We start from the raw sequence: 16,377 nt of genomic DNA, 5'->3' as shown, positions 1-16,377 counted from the left end.
TTGCTTTTTTTCTAGAAGTATAGTACCATAAATACTGCAAATTGAACAGTTACAAGTTTTCACGAAATGATAAGGAGTATGACATCCTATGGAAAAGCTTTACGTATTCGGCACCGGCAACGCCAATGCCACTCATTATTACAATACCTGCTTTGCCCTGCGTGACGGCGACCAGTATTTCATGGTCGATGCCGGCGGCGGCAACGGCATCCTGCGGATTCTGGAGGATATGAAGATCGATTATCCGCAGATCCATCATCTGTTCGTGACCCATGAGCATACCGACCACATCCTCGGTGTGATCTGGCTGGTCCGATTCATTGCTACCCGCATGAAAAACGGCAAATACGACGGGGATTTCCAGATCTACTGCCACGATGGCCTGGTATCCACCATTGACACCTTCTGTAAGCTGACCCTGCAGGACAAATTCTACCGTCTTATCGGCGACCGCATTCATCTGATCCCGGTCCATGACGGCGAAACCCTGCATATCCTGGATTACGATGTCACCTTCTTCGATATCCACTCCACAAAAGCACGGCAGTTTGGCTTCACCACCATTCTGAAAAACGGCAAAAAGCTGACTTGTGCCGGTGATGAGCCTTACAATCCGGACTGCGAGCCTTATGTGAAAGGCAGCGACTGGCTGCTTCACGAGGCATTCTGTCTCTATGAAGAGCGTGACCGCTTCAAGCCTTACGAGAAGCACCACAGCACCGTTAAGGATGCCGCCGAGCTGGCTGAAAGCCTGCATATTCCGAATCTGGTGCTCTGGCATACCGAAGACAAATCCGTCGGAAAGCGGAAAGAGCTTTACATGACCGAAGGAAAGACTTACTATCATGGAAATCTCTATGTGCCGGAAGACCGGGATATTATAGCGCTTTAACATTTCTGCAACAAATGTTTTCTTTCAAACAAAAACAGCCCGTAGACTTAATGTCTGGGCTGTTTTTGTTATCGTATTTTTTTAATCATTCTTGATCCGTCCATCGTAATCCAGAATATATCCATCCGGAGTTGTAGTATTTTTCAGCATTGCACCAGAATTGTCACAATAGTATTTTTCACCGTTCCAGTCGATCCAGCCGGTTCTCATATAGCCGTTCTCATCGAAGATATACCACTTGCCGTCAATCTCTTCCCAGGCATTCTTCGTATAGGTTCCATCGCTATGCTGATACCACCAGCCAGTTGTATCGCTCTTCCACTCTCCGGATACCGGCAAACCTCCTACTTCGCCGGCACGGATTGCCTTCACCTGATCTGCGTTGTAATAAACACTGTTGGATTCTACCCACTTGCCCTTATTAGAAGCATTCTCTCCATTCACCGGCCGGACCTTTACCTGGTAATTTGCCGGTCTGGTCACTTCGTTCTTTAAATTGTAATTTGTCTCTGCTACGGTACGCGCAGTCACGCCGACTGTGTTTCCATCACGATACACCATGACCTCATAGCTGCCCGCTCCGGAACTTGGATTCCAGACTGCAAAACCATTGTCAGTCAGTGTTACGGTCTCTTCCTCAGAGAAATCTGCCACATATTCAGAAAGAGACGGCAGCTTTACTACCACCTTTAAGGTTTCTGAGGAATCCTGTTTGGATGCTTTCACAAGAGTTGCCCCATCTACTTTGACGTCGCTCAGTTTCGTAACTGCAAAATAATAGCTGTCCTCTGCGCGCAGATAAATGGTAAGCTCCGGAACATCAGTAGCCTCCCACTCAAAGCCACTGTTGTTTACCTCGTATGTATCGTAGGAATACTTGGCGCTGTCTTTTACTTCTACATCTACATCTTCCGAGCCGACCCTGGTTTCCGGTGTGATCGATGCTTCTACCTTCAGACTGACAGTTTTAATTTTTTTTCTGCTTGCCGCCATAACCGGCATTGCCATCAGCCCTGCCAGGAGAGCTGCGATGGTAATCATACCAATCAGTTTCTTTTTACTCATCATCTTCCCCACTCTCTTTTTATGATTTATTGCTGGATACTCAGCTTTTTCTATGGATCTGGATTATTACAGTTTTACTCTATTACATCTCTTTTCCAATGTCAAGATGCCATCCTGATTCGTAAGTTTTCTCATAAAAACGTAAGAAAAAAGACCGGCATTTTCTCAATACCGGTCTTTCATTTCGTTTTTCTTGTGTTACCCGTTTTTCAATTGTTGTTCTCTAACCGATCAGGCTCATTAAGTATCCTACAAATGCGCCGCCCGGCGTTCCAATAATATTGCCGAGGAGAGCCATCAGGATACCGATCGGAACCAGCGCGTTACTGTATGCGCCTGCAAGTACCGGTGCTGTCGCAGTTCCTCCGATATTCGCCAGAGAAGCAACGCCACAGGTAAAGATATCCAGCCGGATCAGCTTTGCGAGGATTACCATAACCGTTACATGGATCAGCAGGATCAGGAATCCGGCTGCCAGCCATACCGGTGCATTTCCCATAGCAGAGATATCTGCTCTGGAAGCGATCATCGCAACGACAATGTAAAGAATGATATTGGAAACCTCTTCCGTTCCCTTAATCTTTCCAAGCGGAGTCATCGCTGCGATCAGGCCGGCAGCTGTTACGAGAAGGACCGTCCAGGTTGCCTTATCAAAAACAGGCAGAACGGAAGCAACCATAACACCGGCATCCTTGGACAGAGAGGATACAAAAAAGGATACACCGATCAAAAGAAGCATGTTTTTCCATGCAAGAGGTCTCTTGTCCTCCCTTGCCTCTTTTTCCAGAGATGCTCCTACTTCATCGATCAGACGTACATCTGCCTTTGTCCAGGAGTTGAATTCCTTAGAGAAATTGATCACCCACAGAAGGAACATAACATAGATCACTGCACAAACCGAGTCCATTACCAGGGCATATGCCAGACTTTCTTCACTTACATCCAGAATTGCCTGAACCGCCAGCATATTACTGCCGCCGCCTAACCAGCTTCCGCACAGTGCTGCAAGTGCTTTCCAGCTGTCCGGGCCCAGTAATTTATGGAAAATACCATAGCTTACTACAAAACCAACACCGATTGAAATACTTGCTGAGAAGAAACCGATCAGCATTTTCGGTCCTAATTTAATAATCTTTTTCAGATCACAACGAAGCAGCATTAAAAACAGCATCGCGTAGAGTAATGGATTTTTAATTGCTACATAAACGGCTGACGTATCCTGCAAATCCCATACTTTCATAGTGCATAAAAGCATCATGCCTAAATAGATCAGAACGATCGGCGGTGCAAATTTAAAAAAAGTCTGTGCGCCCTTTCCCCGCAGGTACACAGGAAGATTGACCAAAATTGCTGCCAACAGCATTAAAGTGGCCAGATAGATAAATCCATCATGAATCATTTGAAATGCTCCATTCCGCCACCAAATATCGGTGGGCTTTCATTTTTTTCAGAACAAGTCAAAACAGGCGGTTGAATTTTTCCCCTTCCCCTCCTTCCCCATTTCAATATCTTTTCACGGACCGCAGGACAATGTGAGGTATGATAGGACACAATTTCCTACCATACAAAAAGGGCCAGAATCATGTTCTGGCCCCTTAAGTGACTTCTCGAATGGTGTAATGCCCCTTCACATTGCCGTTTCTTTTTTTGACTTTTCTTCTATGTAGTATAAAGGGTAACAGTAAAAAAGTCAATTTTCAGACATAAATATGCTTATAAAAAAGAATGTGCCTTGGCACATTCTCGCGCCGAGGCGCGGTTGCTTCAGCAACCATCTACCTTTGCGCCGAGTGCGCATCCCTGCGGAGCGCTTTTTGTTTCATAGGACGCAATTTCCTATGAAATAAAAAAGACCGGCATTTTCTCAATACCGGTCTTTCATTTCTGTTGATATACTGTGCTGCTGTCCGCATGAAAACGATTATTTTGCGTAATCTGTCACACGGGATTCGCGGATCACGTTGACCTTGATCTGACCCGGATATTCCAGCTCATCCTCGATGCGTTTGGAAATCTCACGTGCCATCAGGACCATATCGTCGTCACTTACCTGCTCCGGGATAACCATGATACGAACCTCACGGCCTGCCTGGATGGCAAAGGACTTGTCAACTCCCTTGAAGGAGTTTGTGATCTCTTCAAGCTGTTTTAATCTGTTGGTATATGTCTCCACAGTCTCTCTTCTTGCACCAGGTCTTGCTGCGGAAATCGTATCTGCAGCCTGTACCAGGCACGGGATCAGACCCTGCGGCTCAACATCACCATGATGGGATTCTACTGCGTTGATAACAGTAGGAGACTCTTTGTACTTTCTGCAAAGATCTGCACCAAGCTGTACATGGGAGCCCTCCATCTCATGGTCAATGGATTTTCCAATGTCATGCAGTAAACCGGCACGCTTTGCCAGACGCACATCTGCTCCGACCTCTGCGGCCAGCAGACCTGCCAGCTGTGCAACCTCGATAGAATGCTTTAACGCATTCTGACCGTAACTGGTTCTGAACTTCATCTTACCAAGCAGTTTGATCAGTTCCGGATGGATTCCATGGATGCCAACCTCAAGGGCTGCAGCCTCACCATCCTCACGCATATTCGCTTCAACTTCACGCTGCGCTTTCTCTACCATCTCTTCGATTCTTGCAGGATGGATACGTCCATCCACGATCAGACGTTCCAGGGCAATTCTTGCCACCTCACGCCGTACCGGATCAAAGCCGGATAATACCACCGCCTCCGGAGTATCATCGATGATCAGCTCTACGCCGGTCATGGTCTCAAGGGTACGGATGTTACGACCCTCACGGCCAATGATGCGACCCTTCATTTCATCGTTCGGAAGCTGTACGACTGACACAGTCGTCTCAGCCACATGGTCTGCAGCACATCTCTGGATTGCAGTGACCACGTACTCTTTTGCCTTTTTGTCAGCCTCTTCTTTTGCCTTGTTTTCCAGATCCTTGATCATCTTGGCAGTATCATGCTTGACCTCTGCCTCAACAGATCTGAGCAGATACTCTTTTGCCTGTTCGGAGGTTAAACCGGAAATACGCTCCAGTTCCTGTATTCCTTTTTCGTACAGGGCCTCAACCTCGCTGTTACGCTTGTTCAAGGCTTCCTCACGGGATGCAAGTCCGGCTTCCCGCCGTTCCATGTTCTCTGCTTTTTTGTCCAGGTTTTCTTCTTTGCTCAGCACACGTCGTTCATAGCGCTGAAGTTCAGCTCTTCTTTCCTTTGTCTCTTTATCCAGCTCATTCTTAGTCTTTAAAGACTCTTCCTTTGCCTCCAGGAGAGCTTCTCGCTTCTTTGTCTCTGCCGTCTTTAACGCTTCATCTATTATTTCCCTGGCTTTTTCTTCCGCGGTTCCGATCTTGCTTTCGTAAGCATTCTTCCGATGCGCGGTCGCAACAGCCCAGGTAATAGGCGCCACAACACACAGTGTAATTACAACTGCTATTATCGTTGACACAGGAGCACCTCCTTATTTAATTTTCATTGTACACCAATACAACACTTCAATTTTAAACTGTTTTGTGCACTATGTCAATAAGATACCTTTCATGGGCACGAATTTTCTGAATGGAAGCAGCCTTATACGTTCTGCAGCTACAATCAGAGGAACGAGTCATACTCCTCACGCATGCTTTCCATGACTCTGCGGATTGCCTCACCGGAGAATCCGCGGCGGCCAAGTGCCCCCATAAGACGACGGTATTCTGCAGGCTCCATGCTCTTTCCGGGTTCATATCCTTTCTTCTCAAGAAGCTTTCGGATCTGGCTGTCCTCGTCCACATATTCCTCCTGAAGCTGAAGATCAATGATCTCACGGGATACTCCCTTGCGCTCTAAATCTGCCCGGATCTGCCGGCGGCTTTTCCGTGCGGCACAGGTGCGGATATAACGCCCCGCGTAAGCCGCATCGTCTAAATAACGGTACTCTTTTAAAAAGAGTACCGTCTCATCTATTTCCTCTGTGCTGTATTCACGCTCTTTCAGCTTCCGGCGAAGTTCCCGCTCGGTCCGGTCACGAAACTCCAGGAGTGCGAGGGCGCACTCCCGGACTGTTCTGTTCTGACCGTTTGCTTTCTTTCTGTTTGCCGCCGGATTCTGCTGTTTTCCGGACTGCAAAGATTCCATGGGCAGACTTTGCACCTGTACTTCTCCGCCCTGTATAGTCCATATTTTCATAGAATTACTCAGCGTCATCAGCACCGGTGAATGCTGCGTCCTGCGCCTCTTCCTCTGCTGCGCCTGCTGCGAGGGCCGCTACCGCCTCATCTGCCGGAAGGCCGTGTTTCTCACGCACCTTCGTCTCAATCTCAGCGCAGACTGCCGGATGCTCACGCAGGTAGGTCTTGGCATTTTCACGGCCCTGGCCGATCTTGGCGCCGCCGTAGGCATACCATGCACCGCTCTTCTCCACGATGTTATCCTTGGCTGCCAGGTCCAGAATATCTCCCTCTTTGGAAATGCCCTGACCGAACATAATGTCAAACTCTGCCTCCTTGAATGGCGGAGCAATCTTATTTTTTACGACTTTGACACGTACATGATTGCCGATCACCTCGCCGCCCTGCTTGATGGATTCCACACGGCGCACATCCATGCGGACAGAAGAATAGAACTTCAGTGCACGGCCGCCGGTAGTCGTCTCCGGATTGCCGAACATAACTCCAACCTTTTCACGCAGCTGGTTGATAAAGATCACACAGCAGTTTGACTTGCTGATGATACCAGTCAGCTTACGCAGTGCCTGAGACATCAGGCGGGCCTGCAGGCCCACATGGGAATCTCCCATCTCACCATCAATCTCGGCCTTTGGAACCAGAGCTGCAACAGAGTCCACGATCACAATATCTACTGCGCCGGAACGAACCATGGTCTCGGTAATTTCCAGAGCCTGCTCACCGTTATCCGGCTGCGAAATGTAGAGATTGTCAATATCCACACCGATATTCTTTGCATATACCGGATCCAGCGCATGCTCTGCGTCAATGAAGCCGGCAATGCCGCCGCGCTTCTGTACCTCTGCAACCATGTGGAGTGCTACCGTGGTTTTACCACTGGACTCCGGTCCGTAGATCTCAATGACACGGCCCTTCGGCACACCGCCAAGGCCCAGCGCGATATCCAGGCTGATGGAACCGGTCGGAACGGTTTCAATATTCATATTGGTGCCGGAATCGCCCAGTTTCATGATAGAGCCCTTTCCGTAAGACTTCTCAATCTGTGTGATGGCAGCGTCCAATGCTTTTAATTTATCGTCTTTATTCATATCTTCCTCCAAATGCAGAACCTCGCAGTTTTCTGTATTTCAGCCTGCGAACAAATGTTCTTTTCAATGTTTTAATCATAGTATAAACTGCTTCAAATGTCAACAAATTGTTTCCGCTCAGCCGCAGGATTTTTGCTGTTCCCTTACTGATTCACACATGTGTGCCCGGCAACAGGGTTTTGCCGATACTGCAAAGAACGGTGCATATTCTGAACAGAATCGGTTTTCTCAATGATAAAAGTGGATTCTGGCGAAAGGCCGGATAATCAGATGGGCCGGACGGCCCGCTGGACTGCATCTTCAATATAGCATGCCGCAGACAGCATGTCAAATGAAACAAAAAAATCCTGTGCCGTGATGGTTGCACAGGATTTTTTCTTACATATTCGTTTCAAAAAAGTTTTAAGGAGTTCAGATGTATATCTTTTTTCTGACTTTAGTATAACATAAGCCTTACGGAAATGTTTGTATAATGTTTAAATAGATTATGAAGATATTCTTAAGTATGGACACGTACGGGAAGTGCTTCTCCTGAATACCATAACAGTAAAAAAAGCCGGGAGTTCCCATGAGCCAGGCCCCCATTTTCCCTCCCGGATCCGGTTCTGACCACCCCACCGGACGCGGCATTGGGGTAGCCGTACTGGATACCGGCTGCTTTCCCCACGAAGACTATCAGGAACGGATCGCCGCCTTTTTTGATATGGTACGGCGACGACGGCTGCCTTATGATGATAACGGACACGGCACTCATGTCTGCGGCATCATCGCCGGGGACGGCAGTGCCAGCAAAGGCCGGTTCTGCGGCATCGCTCCCGGCTGCCACCTCATTCCGGTCAAGGTGCTGGACAAACGGGGCGGCGGCTATGTTTCCGATGTCCTGGCCGGTCTCCACCTCATCCTGCAGCAGCGCGACCGATTCAACATTCGTATCGTCAATGTGTCCGTCGGCTCGTTCTCCGGCCGGAACATGAGTGAGACATCTGCCCTGGTGCGCGGTGTCGAAGAAATCTGGGATGCAGGCTTTGTAGTGGTTGTGGCAGCTGGGAACATGGGACCAAAGCGGGGAACCATCACCACGCCGGGCATCAGCCGCAAAGTCATCACGGTAGGCTGTTCCGATGATGACCGGGTAGTCAATGTCATGGGCAGCCGCATGTCCGACTACTCTGGGCGGGGACCGACCCGTTCCTGTGTATGTAAACCGGATATTGTAGCTCCGGGGGCGGCCATCACAAGCTGCAGCAATCAGAGCGGCTGTTACACCATAAAAAGCGGCACCAGTATGGCCACTCCTTATGTTTCCGGTGCCATTGCCCTGCTTTTGGAGCAGAATCCGGAAATGTCCAACCGCGATGTAAAGCTTCTTTTGCGGGAACGTGCCGTAGATCTTGGTCTCCCCAGAAACCAGCAAGGCTGGGGACTTCTCGATATCCCCAGCCTTTTAAAATAATGTACGGTTTTCTGATCAGATAAGTCTGACTCTTAAGACACCCTCAATGGCATTTAATTTCTGTACCATGATGTCATCCGGCGTATGCTCCAGATCCATCAGGGTATAAGCGAACTTGTCGCGGCTCTTGTTGGTCATGTCGGAAATGTTGATCTTTCCGGCAGCCAGTACTCCGGTGATCTGACCGATCATGTTCGGAATATTCATATGTAAAACTGCCACACGGCAGGCCGTCTTCTTCACGCCCATATCGCAGGCCGGATAGTTGACGGAGTTACGGATATTTCCGTTTTCCAGATAATCCATGATCTCCTGAACTGCCATCTTCGCACAATTGTCCTCAGACTCTTCCGTGGAAGCGCCCAGGTGCGGGATCACAATGGTATTGTCCATGTTCACGGACTTCGGATTTGCAAAGTCGGTCACATATTTTTTTACCTTGCCGGACTTTAATGCCTCAGCCAGGTCATCTTCATTGACCAGAAGATCACGGGCAAAGTTTAAGATCACCACACCGTCCTTCATCTGCTCGATGGCAGCCTTGTTGATCATGCCCTTTGTGGAATCCACAGCCGGAACATGCAGGGTAATGTAATCACACTCCTGGCAGATCATGTCCAGGCTGGTGGTATGCTTTACATCACGAGACAGTCTCCATGCCGCATTAACAGAAATGTACGGATCATAGCCGTAAACTTCCATACCCAGAGCAATGGCTGTATTGGCAACCTCAGCACCAATGGCACCCAGACCTACCACACCAAGCTTCTTGCCCTTGATCTCGCAGCCGGCGAAGGCCTTCTTTGCCTTCTCGGCAGATTTGGCAATGTTTGCGTCCTCTTTATTCTCTTTGCACCACTCGATACCGCCCACGATATTGCGGGATGCCAGGAACAATCCGGCAAGCACCAGCTCCTTAACGCCATTCGCATTGGCACCCGGAGTGTTAAAAACAACAATGCCTTCCTGTGCACAGGCATCGAGCGGAATGTTATTGACACCGGCTCCTGCGCGGGCAATAGCCAGCAGGGAGTTGGAAAACTGCATTTCATGAAGGGATGCGCTGCGGACCAGAATACCCTCTGCCTCATTTACCTCATCTGTGAGCTGATAGTCTTCTGTGAATTGGTCTGTGCCATATTTAGAAATGGCGTTGATGCAATGGATCTTTCTCATGCCTGATGCGCCTCCTCAAATTTCTTCATGAACGCAACCAGCTTCTCCACGCCTTCCATCGGCATGGCATTGTAGATGCTGGCACGCATGCCGCCTACGGTACGGTGTCCCTTTAAGTTTACAAAGCCTGCTGCAGTTGCCTCTTTGACAAACTCTGCATCCAGATCTTTATCTCCCGTGACAAACGGAACATTCATTAAGGAACGGTCCTCTTTGGCAACGGTTCCCTTAAACAGCTTGCTCTGATCCAGGAAATCGTAGAGGATCTTCGCCTTTTTCTCATTGTACTCCTTCATGGCCTGAAGACCGCCGCGTTTCTTTAACCATTTGAATACCTTGCCGCAGATATAAATGCCATAGCATGGCGGGGTATTATACAGAGACTTGGCATCGGCCTGCACCTTGTACTGGCAGATGGTCGGGGTTCCCGGAAGTACATCCTCACGGATCAGGTCCTCACGGATGATCACGATGACAACGCCTGCAGGTCCGACATTCTTCTGGGCACCGCCGTAAAGCAGGCCATATTTGGTTACATCCACCGGCTCAGAGAGGAAGCAGGAAGAGATGTCAGCCACCAGCGTTTTTCCCTTAGTATTTGGCAGGGTTTTGTATTTGGTGCCATAGATGGTATTATTCTCGCAGATATATACATAGTCTGCGTCATCGTCGATCGGCAGGTCAGAGCAGTCCGGAATGTAGCTGAAGGTCTTGTCTTCACTTGATGCAACAGCCACTGCCTTTCCGTATTTCTGCGCTTCCTTAAATGCCTTCTTCGCCCACTGACCCGTGATGATGTAATCAGCTACACCGTTTTTCATCAGGTTCTGCGGAATGGCGGAGAACTGCAGATGGGCACCTCCCTGCAAAAACAGCACTTTGTAATTATCCGGAATGTTCATCAGATCCCGAAGGTCCTGTTCCGCTTCCTCGATAATGGTCTCAAAGGCTTTAGATCGATGGCTCATCTCCATCACTGACATTCCGGTGCCTCTGTAATCAAGCATTTCTTCTGCGGCTTCCTTCAGGACTTCCTCCGGTAATACGGCTGGTCCTGCTGAGAAATTGTAGACTCTTCCCATTGTTTCTTCCTCCTTCTTTATAGAATTAGATTTCTCATAATTATATGATAACGATCCTACTTAATTTTCAGATCGGTGTCATCAAATGCATCCTGAATCGGAGCTCCCGGTGATACCATCGGGTATACCTTGTCGTCACAGTTGATCTGGCACTCAATGAGTACCGGAGCCTTAAGCGCAATAGCCTCCTCCAGAACCGGCTTTAAATCTTCCTGTCTGGTCACGCGGTAAGCCTTTGCACCCATGGCCTCAGCCAGCTTCACAAAATCCACTGCATCATTTAATACAGTATGTGAATAGCGTTTTCCGTAGAACAGGTTCTGCCACTGGCGCACCATACCCAGCACGTGGTTGTTTACCACAACCTGGATGATCGGGATATTGTAGCGGGTGGCGGTAGCGATCTCATTCATATTCATACGGAAGCAGCCGTCTCCAGCAATATTGAATACCGGGGTATCCGGATGTCCCATATCGCCGCAGGCCATCTTTGCTCCGATGGAAGCGCCCAGGCCATAGCCCATGGTGCCAAGTCCGCCGGAAGTAAGAAGGGTTCTCGGCTTTCTGTATTTGTAGTACTGTGCAGCCCACATCTGGTGCTGGCCAACCTCAGTACAGATAACGGCGTCGCCCTTAGTCAGCTCATCAATAGTCTCCATGATGAACGGGCCGGTAAGCTGGGTCTTATCATAGCGCAGCGGATACATGTCCTTCATGCGCTCTACATGCTGGATCCATTCCTCATGATTCATCGGATCCAGACGGGCGTTGAGCTTGCGCAGAACTATCTTTAAGTCACCGATGACGCTTGCATGAGTGTGGATGTTTTTGTTGATCTCAGCCGGGTCTACATCGATCTGAAGGATCTTTGCATTCTTCGCAAACCTGGAGGCATTGCCGGTAACACGGTCACTGAAGCGGGCTCCTGCCACGATCAGGAGATCACACTCACTCACCCCAAAGTTGGAGGTCTTGGTTCCGTGCATGCCGAGCATACCGGTGTAGAGCTCATCAGTTCCGTCAAACGCACCCTTTCCCATCAGAGAATCGGCAACCGGCGCCTGGATCTTGTGAGCCAGCGCCCTCAGCTCCTCGGATGCACCGGAAAGCACTGCTCCGCCGCCCACGAAAATAAACGGCTTCTGGCTATTACGGATCATCTCCAGCGCAGCCTCGATATCCTCCTCGCGGATGGTATCGGTCTGACGCACGATCGGAGCCGGCTCCTGCGGAGTGTATTCATACTCTGCCGCAGTCACATCCTTGGTGATATCGATCAGGACCGGACCCGGTCTGCCGCTCTGCGCGATGGTAAATGCCCGGCGCACGGTATCGGCCAGCTTTTTGATATCTTTTACGATGAAATTGTATTTGGTGATCGGCATGGTCACGCCGGTGATGTCGATCTCCTGAAAGCTGTCGCGGCCAAGCAGGCTCACACCAACATTACAGGTAATGGCTACCATTGGGATGGAATCCATGAATGCGGTCGCAATACCGGTTACCAGGTTGGTAGCGCCCGGGCCGGAAGTAGCCAGGCATACGCCAACCTTTCCCGTAACTCTTGCATAACCGTCCGCAGCATGGGATGCGCCCTGCTCATGGGAGGTCAGGATGTGGGTAATCTCATCCTGATGCTTGTAAAGCGCATCATAGATATTTAAGATGGCTCCTCCCGGATAACCGAACACGGTCTTTACACCCTGTTCTTTTAAACATTCGATCAGGATTTCTGATCCATTTAATACTCTGGTTTCCGCCATGTCAAAACACTCCTTATCTGTCTCTGCTACGGTCTACGCTTAGTTTCCTTTTAAGATTGCGCCCTTGTCTGCGCTGGTAACCAGTGCAGCATAGCGCTTTAAGTATCCGCTGACCTCTTTGGTCTTCGGAGTCCAGTTTGCGCGGCGTCTTGCCAGTTCTTCATCCGATACCTTCATGTTGATGGTATTGGCGTTGATATCGATGGCAATGATATCGCCCTCTTCCACCAGGCCGATCGGGCCGCCTGCTGCTGCCTCCGGGCTCACATGGCCGATGGATGCACCGCGGGATGCGCCGCTGAAACGTCCGTCGGTGATCAGGGCTACCGTAGAGCCAAGGCCCATGCCAACGATGGCGGAGGTCGGGTTTAACATCTCTCTCATGCCCGGACCGCCCTTTGGTCCCTCATAACGGATGACTACCACATCACCGGCTACGATCTTGCCGCCCTTGATGGCTGCGATGGCATCGTCCTCGCTGTCGAAGACACGCGCCGGACCCTCATGTACCAGCATCTCCGGTGCCACTGCGGAACGTTTTACCACGCAGGAATCCGGTGCCAGGTTGCCGCGCAGAACTGCGATGCCGCCGGTCTTGGAGTACGGATTGTCGATGGTACGGATGACCTCCGGATTCTTGTTGACGCAATCCTTGATGTTCTCGCCAACAGTCCTGCCGGTTACAGTCATGCAGTCCAGATTTAAGAGACCAAGCTTGCTGATCTCATTCATAACTGCGTAGATGCCGCCTGCCTCGTTTAAATCTTCCATATAGGTATGTCCGGCCGGTGCAAGATGACACAGGTTCGGAGTCTTTGCACTGATCTCATTCGCAATGTCTACATTCAGTTCAACACCAGCCTCATGGGCGATAGCCGGCAGATGCAGCATGCTGTTGGTGCTGCAGCCAAGAGCCATATCCATGGTCAGGGCGTTGCGGAATGCTGCCTCGGTCATGATATCTCTCGGACGGATGTTTTTCTTTAACATGTCCATAACCGCCATACCGGCATGCTTTGCCAGGACCAGACGCTCGGAGTAAACGGCCGGAATGGTTCCGTTGCCCTTTAAGCCCATGCCGAGAACTTCGGTCAGACAGTTCATACTGTTTGCAGTGTACATACCGGAGCAGGAACCGCAGGTCGGGCAGACCTTGCACTCAAACTCCTTGACATCCTCCTCAGGCATAAGGCCTGCTGCATAGGAGCCGACTGCCTCAAACATACTGGAAAGGCTGCGCTTCTCGCCTTTTACGTGACCGGCTAACATCGGACCGCCGCTGACGAACACGGTAGGGATGTTTAAGCGGGCTGCCGCCATTAAAAGGCCCGGAACATTCTTGTCACAGTTCGGAACCATGACCAGCGCGTCAAACTGATGTGCCAGTGCCATACACTCGGTGGAGTCAGCAATCAGATCACGGGTTACCAGGGAGTATTTCATTCCCACATGTCCCATGGCAATACCGTCACACACTGCAATGGCCGGGAATACGATCGGAGTTCCGCCTGCCATGGCTACACCCTGCTTTACTGCATCTACAATCTTGTCCAGATGCATATGACCCGGTACGATCTCATTGTAGGAACTTACGATACCGATTAACGGACGTTCCATTTCTTCATCGGTTAATCCCAGCGCACGGAACAGAGAGCGGGCCGGTGCCTGCTGCATTCCTGCTTTTGCATTATCACTTCTCATATCTGACTCCTCCTCATGTGAACTCCTGTATATGATACATTTTTACTGGATGCGTGCCGCAATCAGGTCACCCATCTCGATAGTTCCGACCTTCCTGCATTCCTCAGAATAAATATCACCGGTGCGGTAGCCTTCCGTCAGCACCTGCTGAACTGCTGCCTCAATGGCATCTGCCTCCTTATCCATATCAAAGGAATAACGAAGCATCATGGCTGCGGAAAGGACCGTGGCGATCGGGTTTGCCAGGTTTTTACCTGCAATATCCGGTGCGGAGCCATGGCTTGGCTCGTACATGCCAAATTTGGTCTCGTTTAAGCTTGCGGAAGACAGCATACCGATGGAACCGGTGATCATGCTCGCCTCATCCGAAAGAATATCACCGAACATGTTCTCGGTCAGCACAACATCGAACTGCCCCGGATTCATGACAAGCTGCATGGCACAATTATCAACCAGCATATGCTCCAGCTTTACTTCCGGATAATCCTTAGCTACTTCCTCAACAACCTTTCTCCAGAGCCTTGAGGAATCCAGCACGTTAGCCTTGTCCACGCTGATGACATGTTTTCTTCTCTTCATGGCAATATCAAATGCCTTGATGGCAATGCGGCGGATTTCATTCTCGTTGTAGGTCAGGGTATCGGTTGCCTGCAGCACGCCATCTACCTCCTCGGTATGACGCTCGCCAAAGTACAGACCGCCGGTCAGCTCACGCACGATGATCATGTCAAAGCCGTCGCCGATGTTTTCTTTTTTTAACGGACAGGCATCTGCCAGCTCCTTGTACAGGTAAGCCGGGCGAAGGTTCGCAAATAAATTAAGGCCTTTGCGGATTGCCAGCAGCCCCGCCTCAGGTCTTAAGTTCGGTGCCACGTCGTACCATTTTGAATTTCCTACATTGCCGCCAACAGCACCAAGTAAAACCGCATCACTTTTCTTTGCGGTTTCCAGGGCCTCATCGGTCAACGGAACTCCGTATTCATCGATGGAGCAGCCGCCCATCAGAATTTTTGTGTACTGGAAGCTATGTCCGTACACCTCCCCAACCTTATCAAGTACCTTGCACGCCTCGCGCACAATCTCCGGTCCGATTCCATCTCCGGGAATCGTTACGATATTACAATTCATGGTGTCTTACCTCTTTCTGATCCATCCCGCTCCGGTCATAGGGGATTGGGGTATCTGTCTGTTTGCGCTATGTATGAATCATAACGTGTTTCTTCCCATATTAACGCATTTATTTCCATTTTTCAACCGATCTGCCAGAATTTATTCAGAAACATCTATACAAGATTGGAATTAACTCTATAATTTACAGTTATAAAATGACAAAAAAATATCGCCGCAAGGTATATCCTCACGGCGATATTTTGATTTCATATTATCGTTTCTGTGCCCTGGTGCTGCGTTTTCTGTCTTATTTGCGGCTGTCCCAGGCCCCATCTTTGCCTACATAATAGCTTCCGATCGTTTCTTCCGTAGCCATAGCATGATCTTCCTTGAAATAGTACCACTTCCCGTCTATTTCTTTCCAGCCGGTCACAGCTGCTCCGCTGGCATCCAGATAGTACCAGGTATGGTCCTGTTCGTGCCATTTGGATGTGGCCATAGTACCGTCCTCCTCGATCCAGAACAGCACATCTCCATTTTTGATCCAGGTATTTTTAGCCATCTTGCCATTGGAATAGTAATAATTCCATACACTTCCGCTGCGCTTCCAGCCGTTCTCCGCATAGCTTAAGAATGCAGAAGACAAAGTAAGCAGCACCGCCATGCACAACACAGCCGCCCGTTTCATAACTCCCGTCATCTTCATCATAAAACAGCGCAGGATACCCCGACCTCTTAGGTCGTGGGAGGAATGCGCCCGTCGTTAGACGGCTCTCCTTTCTGTTAAATAATACGTTCTCGTTGCAATGAACTTTAATTTTTTACAACTCAAACTACCTTTGTTTACTTTCTCTCCAGATAAT

13 protein-coding genes are annotated in these 16,377 nt (G+C 49.6%); 2 read left to right on the top strand and 11 right to left on the bottom strand.

Annotation, left to right across the window (positions count from 1 at the left end):
- The first annotated feature begins 88 nt into the window (after window positions 1–88).
- Window positions 89–892 carry an MBL fold metallo-hydrolase gene (locus ACMP1L_RS13205; RefSeq protein WP_177303804.1) on the top strand — a complete coding sequence of 268 codons (804 nt, stop codon included), beginning with the start codon at window positions 89–91 and terminating at the stop codon, window positions 890–892.
- An 81-nt stretch (window positions 893–973) separates the two neighbouring features.
- On the opposite strand, the gene ACMP1L_RS13200 is transcribed toward ACMP1L_RS13205, so the two are convergent.
- The 5 genes from ACMP1L_RS13200 to recA form a co-directional block, all read right to left on the bottom strand.
- A complete protein-coding gene (locus tag ACMP1L_RS13200) occupies window positions 974–1,960 on the bottom strand; it encodes a hypothetical protein (protein ID WP_418453297.1) in 987 nt (328 codons plus the stop codon).
- A 220-nt stretch (window positions 1,961–2,180) separates the two neighbouring features.
- Window positions 2,181–3,356 carry a DUF819 family protein gene (locus ACMP1L_RS13195; protein ID WP_418453296.1) on the bottom strand — a complete coding sequence of 392 codons (1,176 nt, stop codon included), beginning with the start codon at window positions 3,354–3,356 and terminating at the stop codon, window positions 2,181–2,183.
- Window positions 3,357–3,878: 522 nt separating this feature from the next.
- Window positions 3,879–5,423: a ribonuclease Y gene (rny, locus tag ACMP1L_RS13190; RefSeq protein ID WP_373242398.1), complete on the bottom strand. Its 1,545-nt coding sequence runs from the start codon at window positions 5,421–5,423 to the stop codon at window positions 3,879–3,881.
- 143 nt (window positions 5,424–5,566) lie between these two features.
- Window positions 5,567–6,091, bottom strand: coding sequence for a regulatory protein RecX (locus ACMP1L_RS13185; protein WP_418453295.1), 525 nt, complete (start codon window positions 6,089–6,091; stop codon window positions 5,567–5,569).
- Window positions 6,092–6,146: 55 nt separating this feature from the next.
- Complete coding sequence (recA, locus tag ACMP1L_RS13180; protein ID WP_373242396.1) at window positions 6,147–7,229, bottom strand: recombinase RecA; 1,083 nt, start codon at window positions 7,227–7,229, stop codon at window positions 6,147–6,149.
- A 568-nt stretch (window positions 7,230–7,797) separates the two neighbouring features.
- Between recA and ACMP1L_RS13175 the strand changes: the two genes are divergently transcribed.
- Window positions 7,798–8,682 carry a S8 family peptidase gene (locus ACMP1L_RS13175; protein ID WP_418453294.1) on the top strand — a complete coding sequence of 295 codons (885 nt, stop codon included), beginning with the start codon at window positions 7,798–7,800 and terminating at the stop codon, window positions 8,680–8,682.
- A 15-nt stretch (window positions 8,683–8,697) separates the two neighbouring features.
- Here the strand turns inward: ACMP1L_RS13175 and ACMP1L_RS13170 are convergent, their stop codons facing one another.
- From ACMP1L_RS13170 to ACMP1L_RS13145, 6 genes are all read right to left on the bottom strand, one after another.
- The gene (locus ACMP1L_RS13170) at window positions 8,698–9,858 is read right to left on the bottom strand and encodes a phosphoglycerate dehydrogenase (protein WP_418453293.1); all 1,161 of its coding nucleotides are present in this window, start codon (window positions 9,856–9,858) and stop codon (window positions 8,698–8,700) included.
- Window positions 9,855–10,940, bottom strand: a complete 1,086-nt coding sequence (serC, locus tag ACMP1L_RS13165) for a 3-phosphoserine/phosphohydroxythreonine transaminase (RefSeq protein WP_118733535.1) — start codon at window positions 10,938–10,940, stop codon at window positions 9,855–9,857. Before serC ends, ACMP1L_RS13170 begins: the two co-directional genes overlap by 4 nt.
- A 56-nt stretch (window positions 10,941–10,996) precedes the next feature.
- Window positions 10,997–12,703 carry a biosynthetic-type acetolactate synthase large subunit gene (gene ilvB, locus ACMP1L_RS13160; protein ID WP_418453292.1) on the bottom strand — a complete coding sequence of 569 codons (1,707 nt, stop codon included), beginning with the start codon at window positions 12,701–12,703 and terminating at the stop codon, window positions 10,997–10,999.
- A gap of 39 nt (window positions 12,704–12,742) precedes the next feature.
- Complete coding sequence (gene ilvD / locus ACMP1L_RS13155) at window positions 12,743–14,404, bottom strand: dihydroxy-acid dehydratase (RefSeq protein WP_418453291.1); 1,662 nt, start codon at window positions 14,402–14,404, stop codon at window positions 12,743–12,745.
- 42 nt (window positions 14,405–14,446) lie between these two features.
- Window positions 14,447–15,532 (bottom strand): 3-isopropylmalate dehydrogenase, encoded by a 1,086-nt coding sequence (gene leuB, locus ACMP1L_RS13150; RefSeq protein WP_418453290.1) that lies wholly within the window; start codon window positions 15,530–15,532, stop codon window positions 14,447–14,449.
- A 289-nt stretch (window positions 15,533–15,821) separates the two neighbouring features.
- On the bottom strand, window positions 15,822–16,202 hold the full coding sequence (locus ACMP1L_RS13145) for a hypothetical protein (RefSeq protein WP_418453289.1): 381 nt from the start codon (window positions 16,200–16,202) through the stop codon (window positions 15,822–15,824).
- Window positions 16,203–16,377 lie beyond the last annotated feature (175 nt).

It is taken from the genome of Ventrimonas sp. (assembly GCF_048380235.1).
Lineage (GTDB): Bacteria > Bacillota > Clostridia > Lachnospirales > Lachnospiraceae > Brotaphodocola.
Note: the sequence above shows the minus strand (reverse complement) of the source record. Positions and strands in the feature narration are given on the sequence as shown.

What these genes read in the sequence shown, in the direction of transcription:
- ACMP1L_RS13205 (WP_177303804.1), top strand. Translation starts at nt 89, where the DNA reads ATGGAAAAGCTTTACGTATTCGGCACCGGCAACGCCAATGCCACTCAT.
- ACMP1L_RS13200 (WP_418453297.1), bottom strand. Translation starts at nt 1,960, where the DNA reads ATGATGAGTAAAAAGAAACTGATTGGTATGATTACCATCGCAGCTCTC.
- ACMP1L_RS13195 (WP_418453296.1), bottom strand. Translation starts at nt 3,356, where the DNA reads ATGATTCATGATGGATTTATCTATCTGGCCACTTTAATGCTGTTGGCA.
- ACMP1L_RS13185 (WP_418453295.1), bottom strand. Translation starts at nt 6,091, where the DNA reads ATGGAATCTTTGCAGTCCGGAAAACAGCAGAATCCGGCGGCAAACAGA.
- recA (WP_373242396.1), bottom strand. Translation starts at nt 7,229, where the DNA reads ATGAATAAAGACGATAAATTAAAAGCATTGGACGCTGCCATCACACAG.
- ACMP1L_RS13175 (WP_418453294.1), top strand. Translation starts at nt 7,798, where the DNA reads ATGAGCCAGGCCCCCATTTTCCCTCCCGGATCCGGTTCTGACCACCCC.
- ACMP1L_RS13170 (WP_418453293.1), bottom strand. Translation starts at nt 9,858, where the DNA reads ATGAGAAAGATCCATTGCATCAACGCCATTTCTAAATATGGCACAGAC.
- serC (WP_118733535.1), bottom strand. Translation starts at nt 10,940, where the DNA reads ATGGGAAGAGTCTACAATTTCTCAGCAGGACCAGCCGTATTACCGGAG.
- ilvB (WP_418453292.1), bottom strand. Translation starts at nt 12,703, where the DNA reads ATGGCGGAAACCAGAGTATTAAATGGATCAGAAATCCTGATCGAATGT.
- ilvD (WP_418453291.1), bottom strand. Translation starts at nt 14,404, where the DNA reads ATGAGAAGTGATAATGCAAAAGCAGGAATGCAGCAGGCACCGGCCCGC.
- leuB (WP_418453290.1), bottom strand. Translation starts at nt 15,532, where the DNA reads ATGAATTGTAATATCGTAACGATTCCCGGAGATGGAATCGGACCGGAG.
- ACMP1L_RS13145 (WP_418453289.1), bottom strand. Translation starts at nt 16,202, where the DNA reads ATGAAACGGGCGGCTGTGTTGTGCATGGCGGTGCTGCTTACTTTGTCT.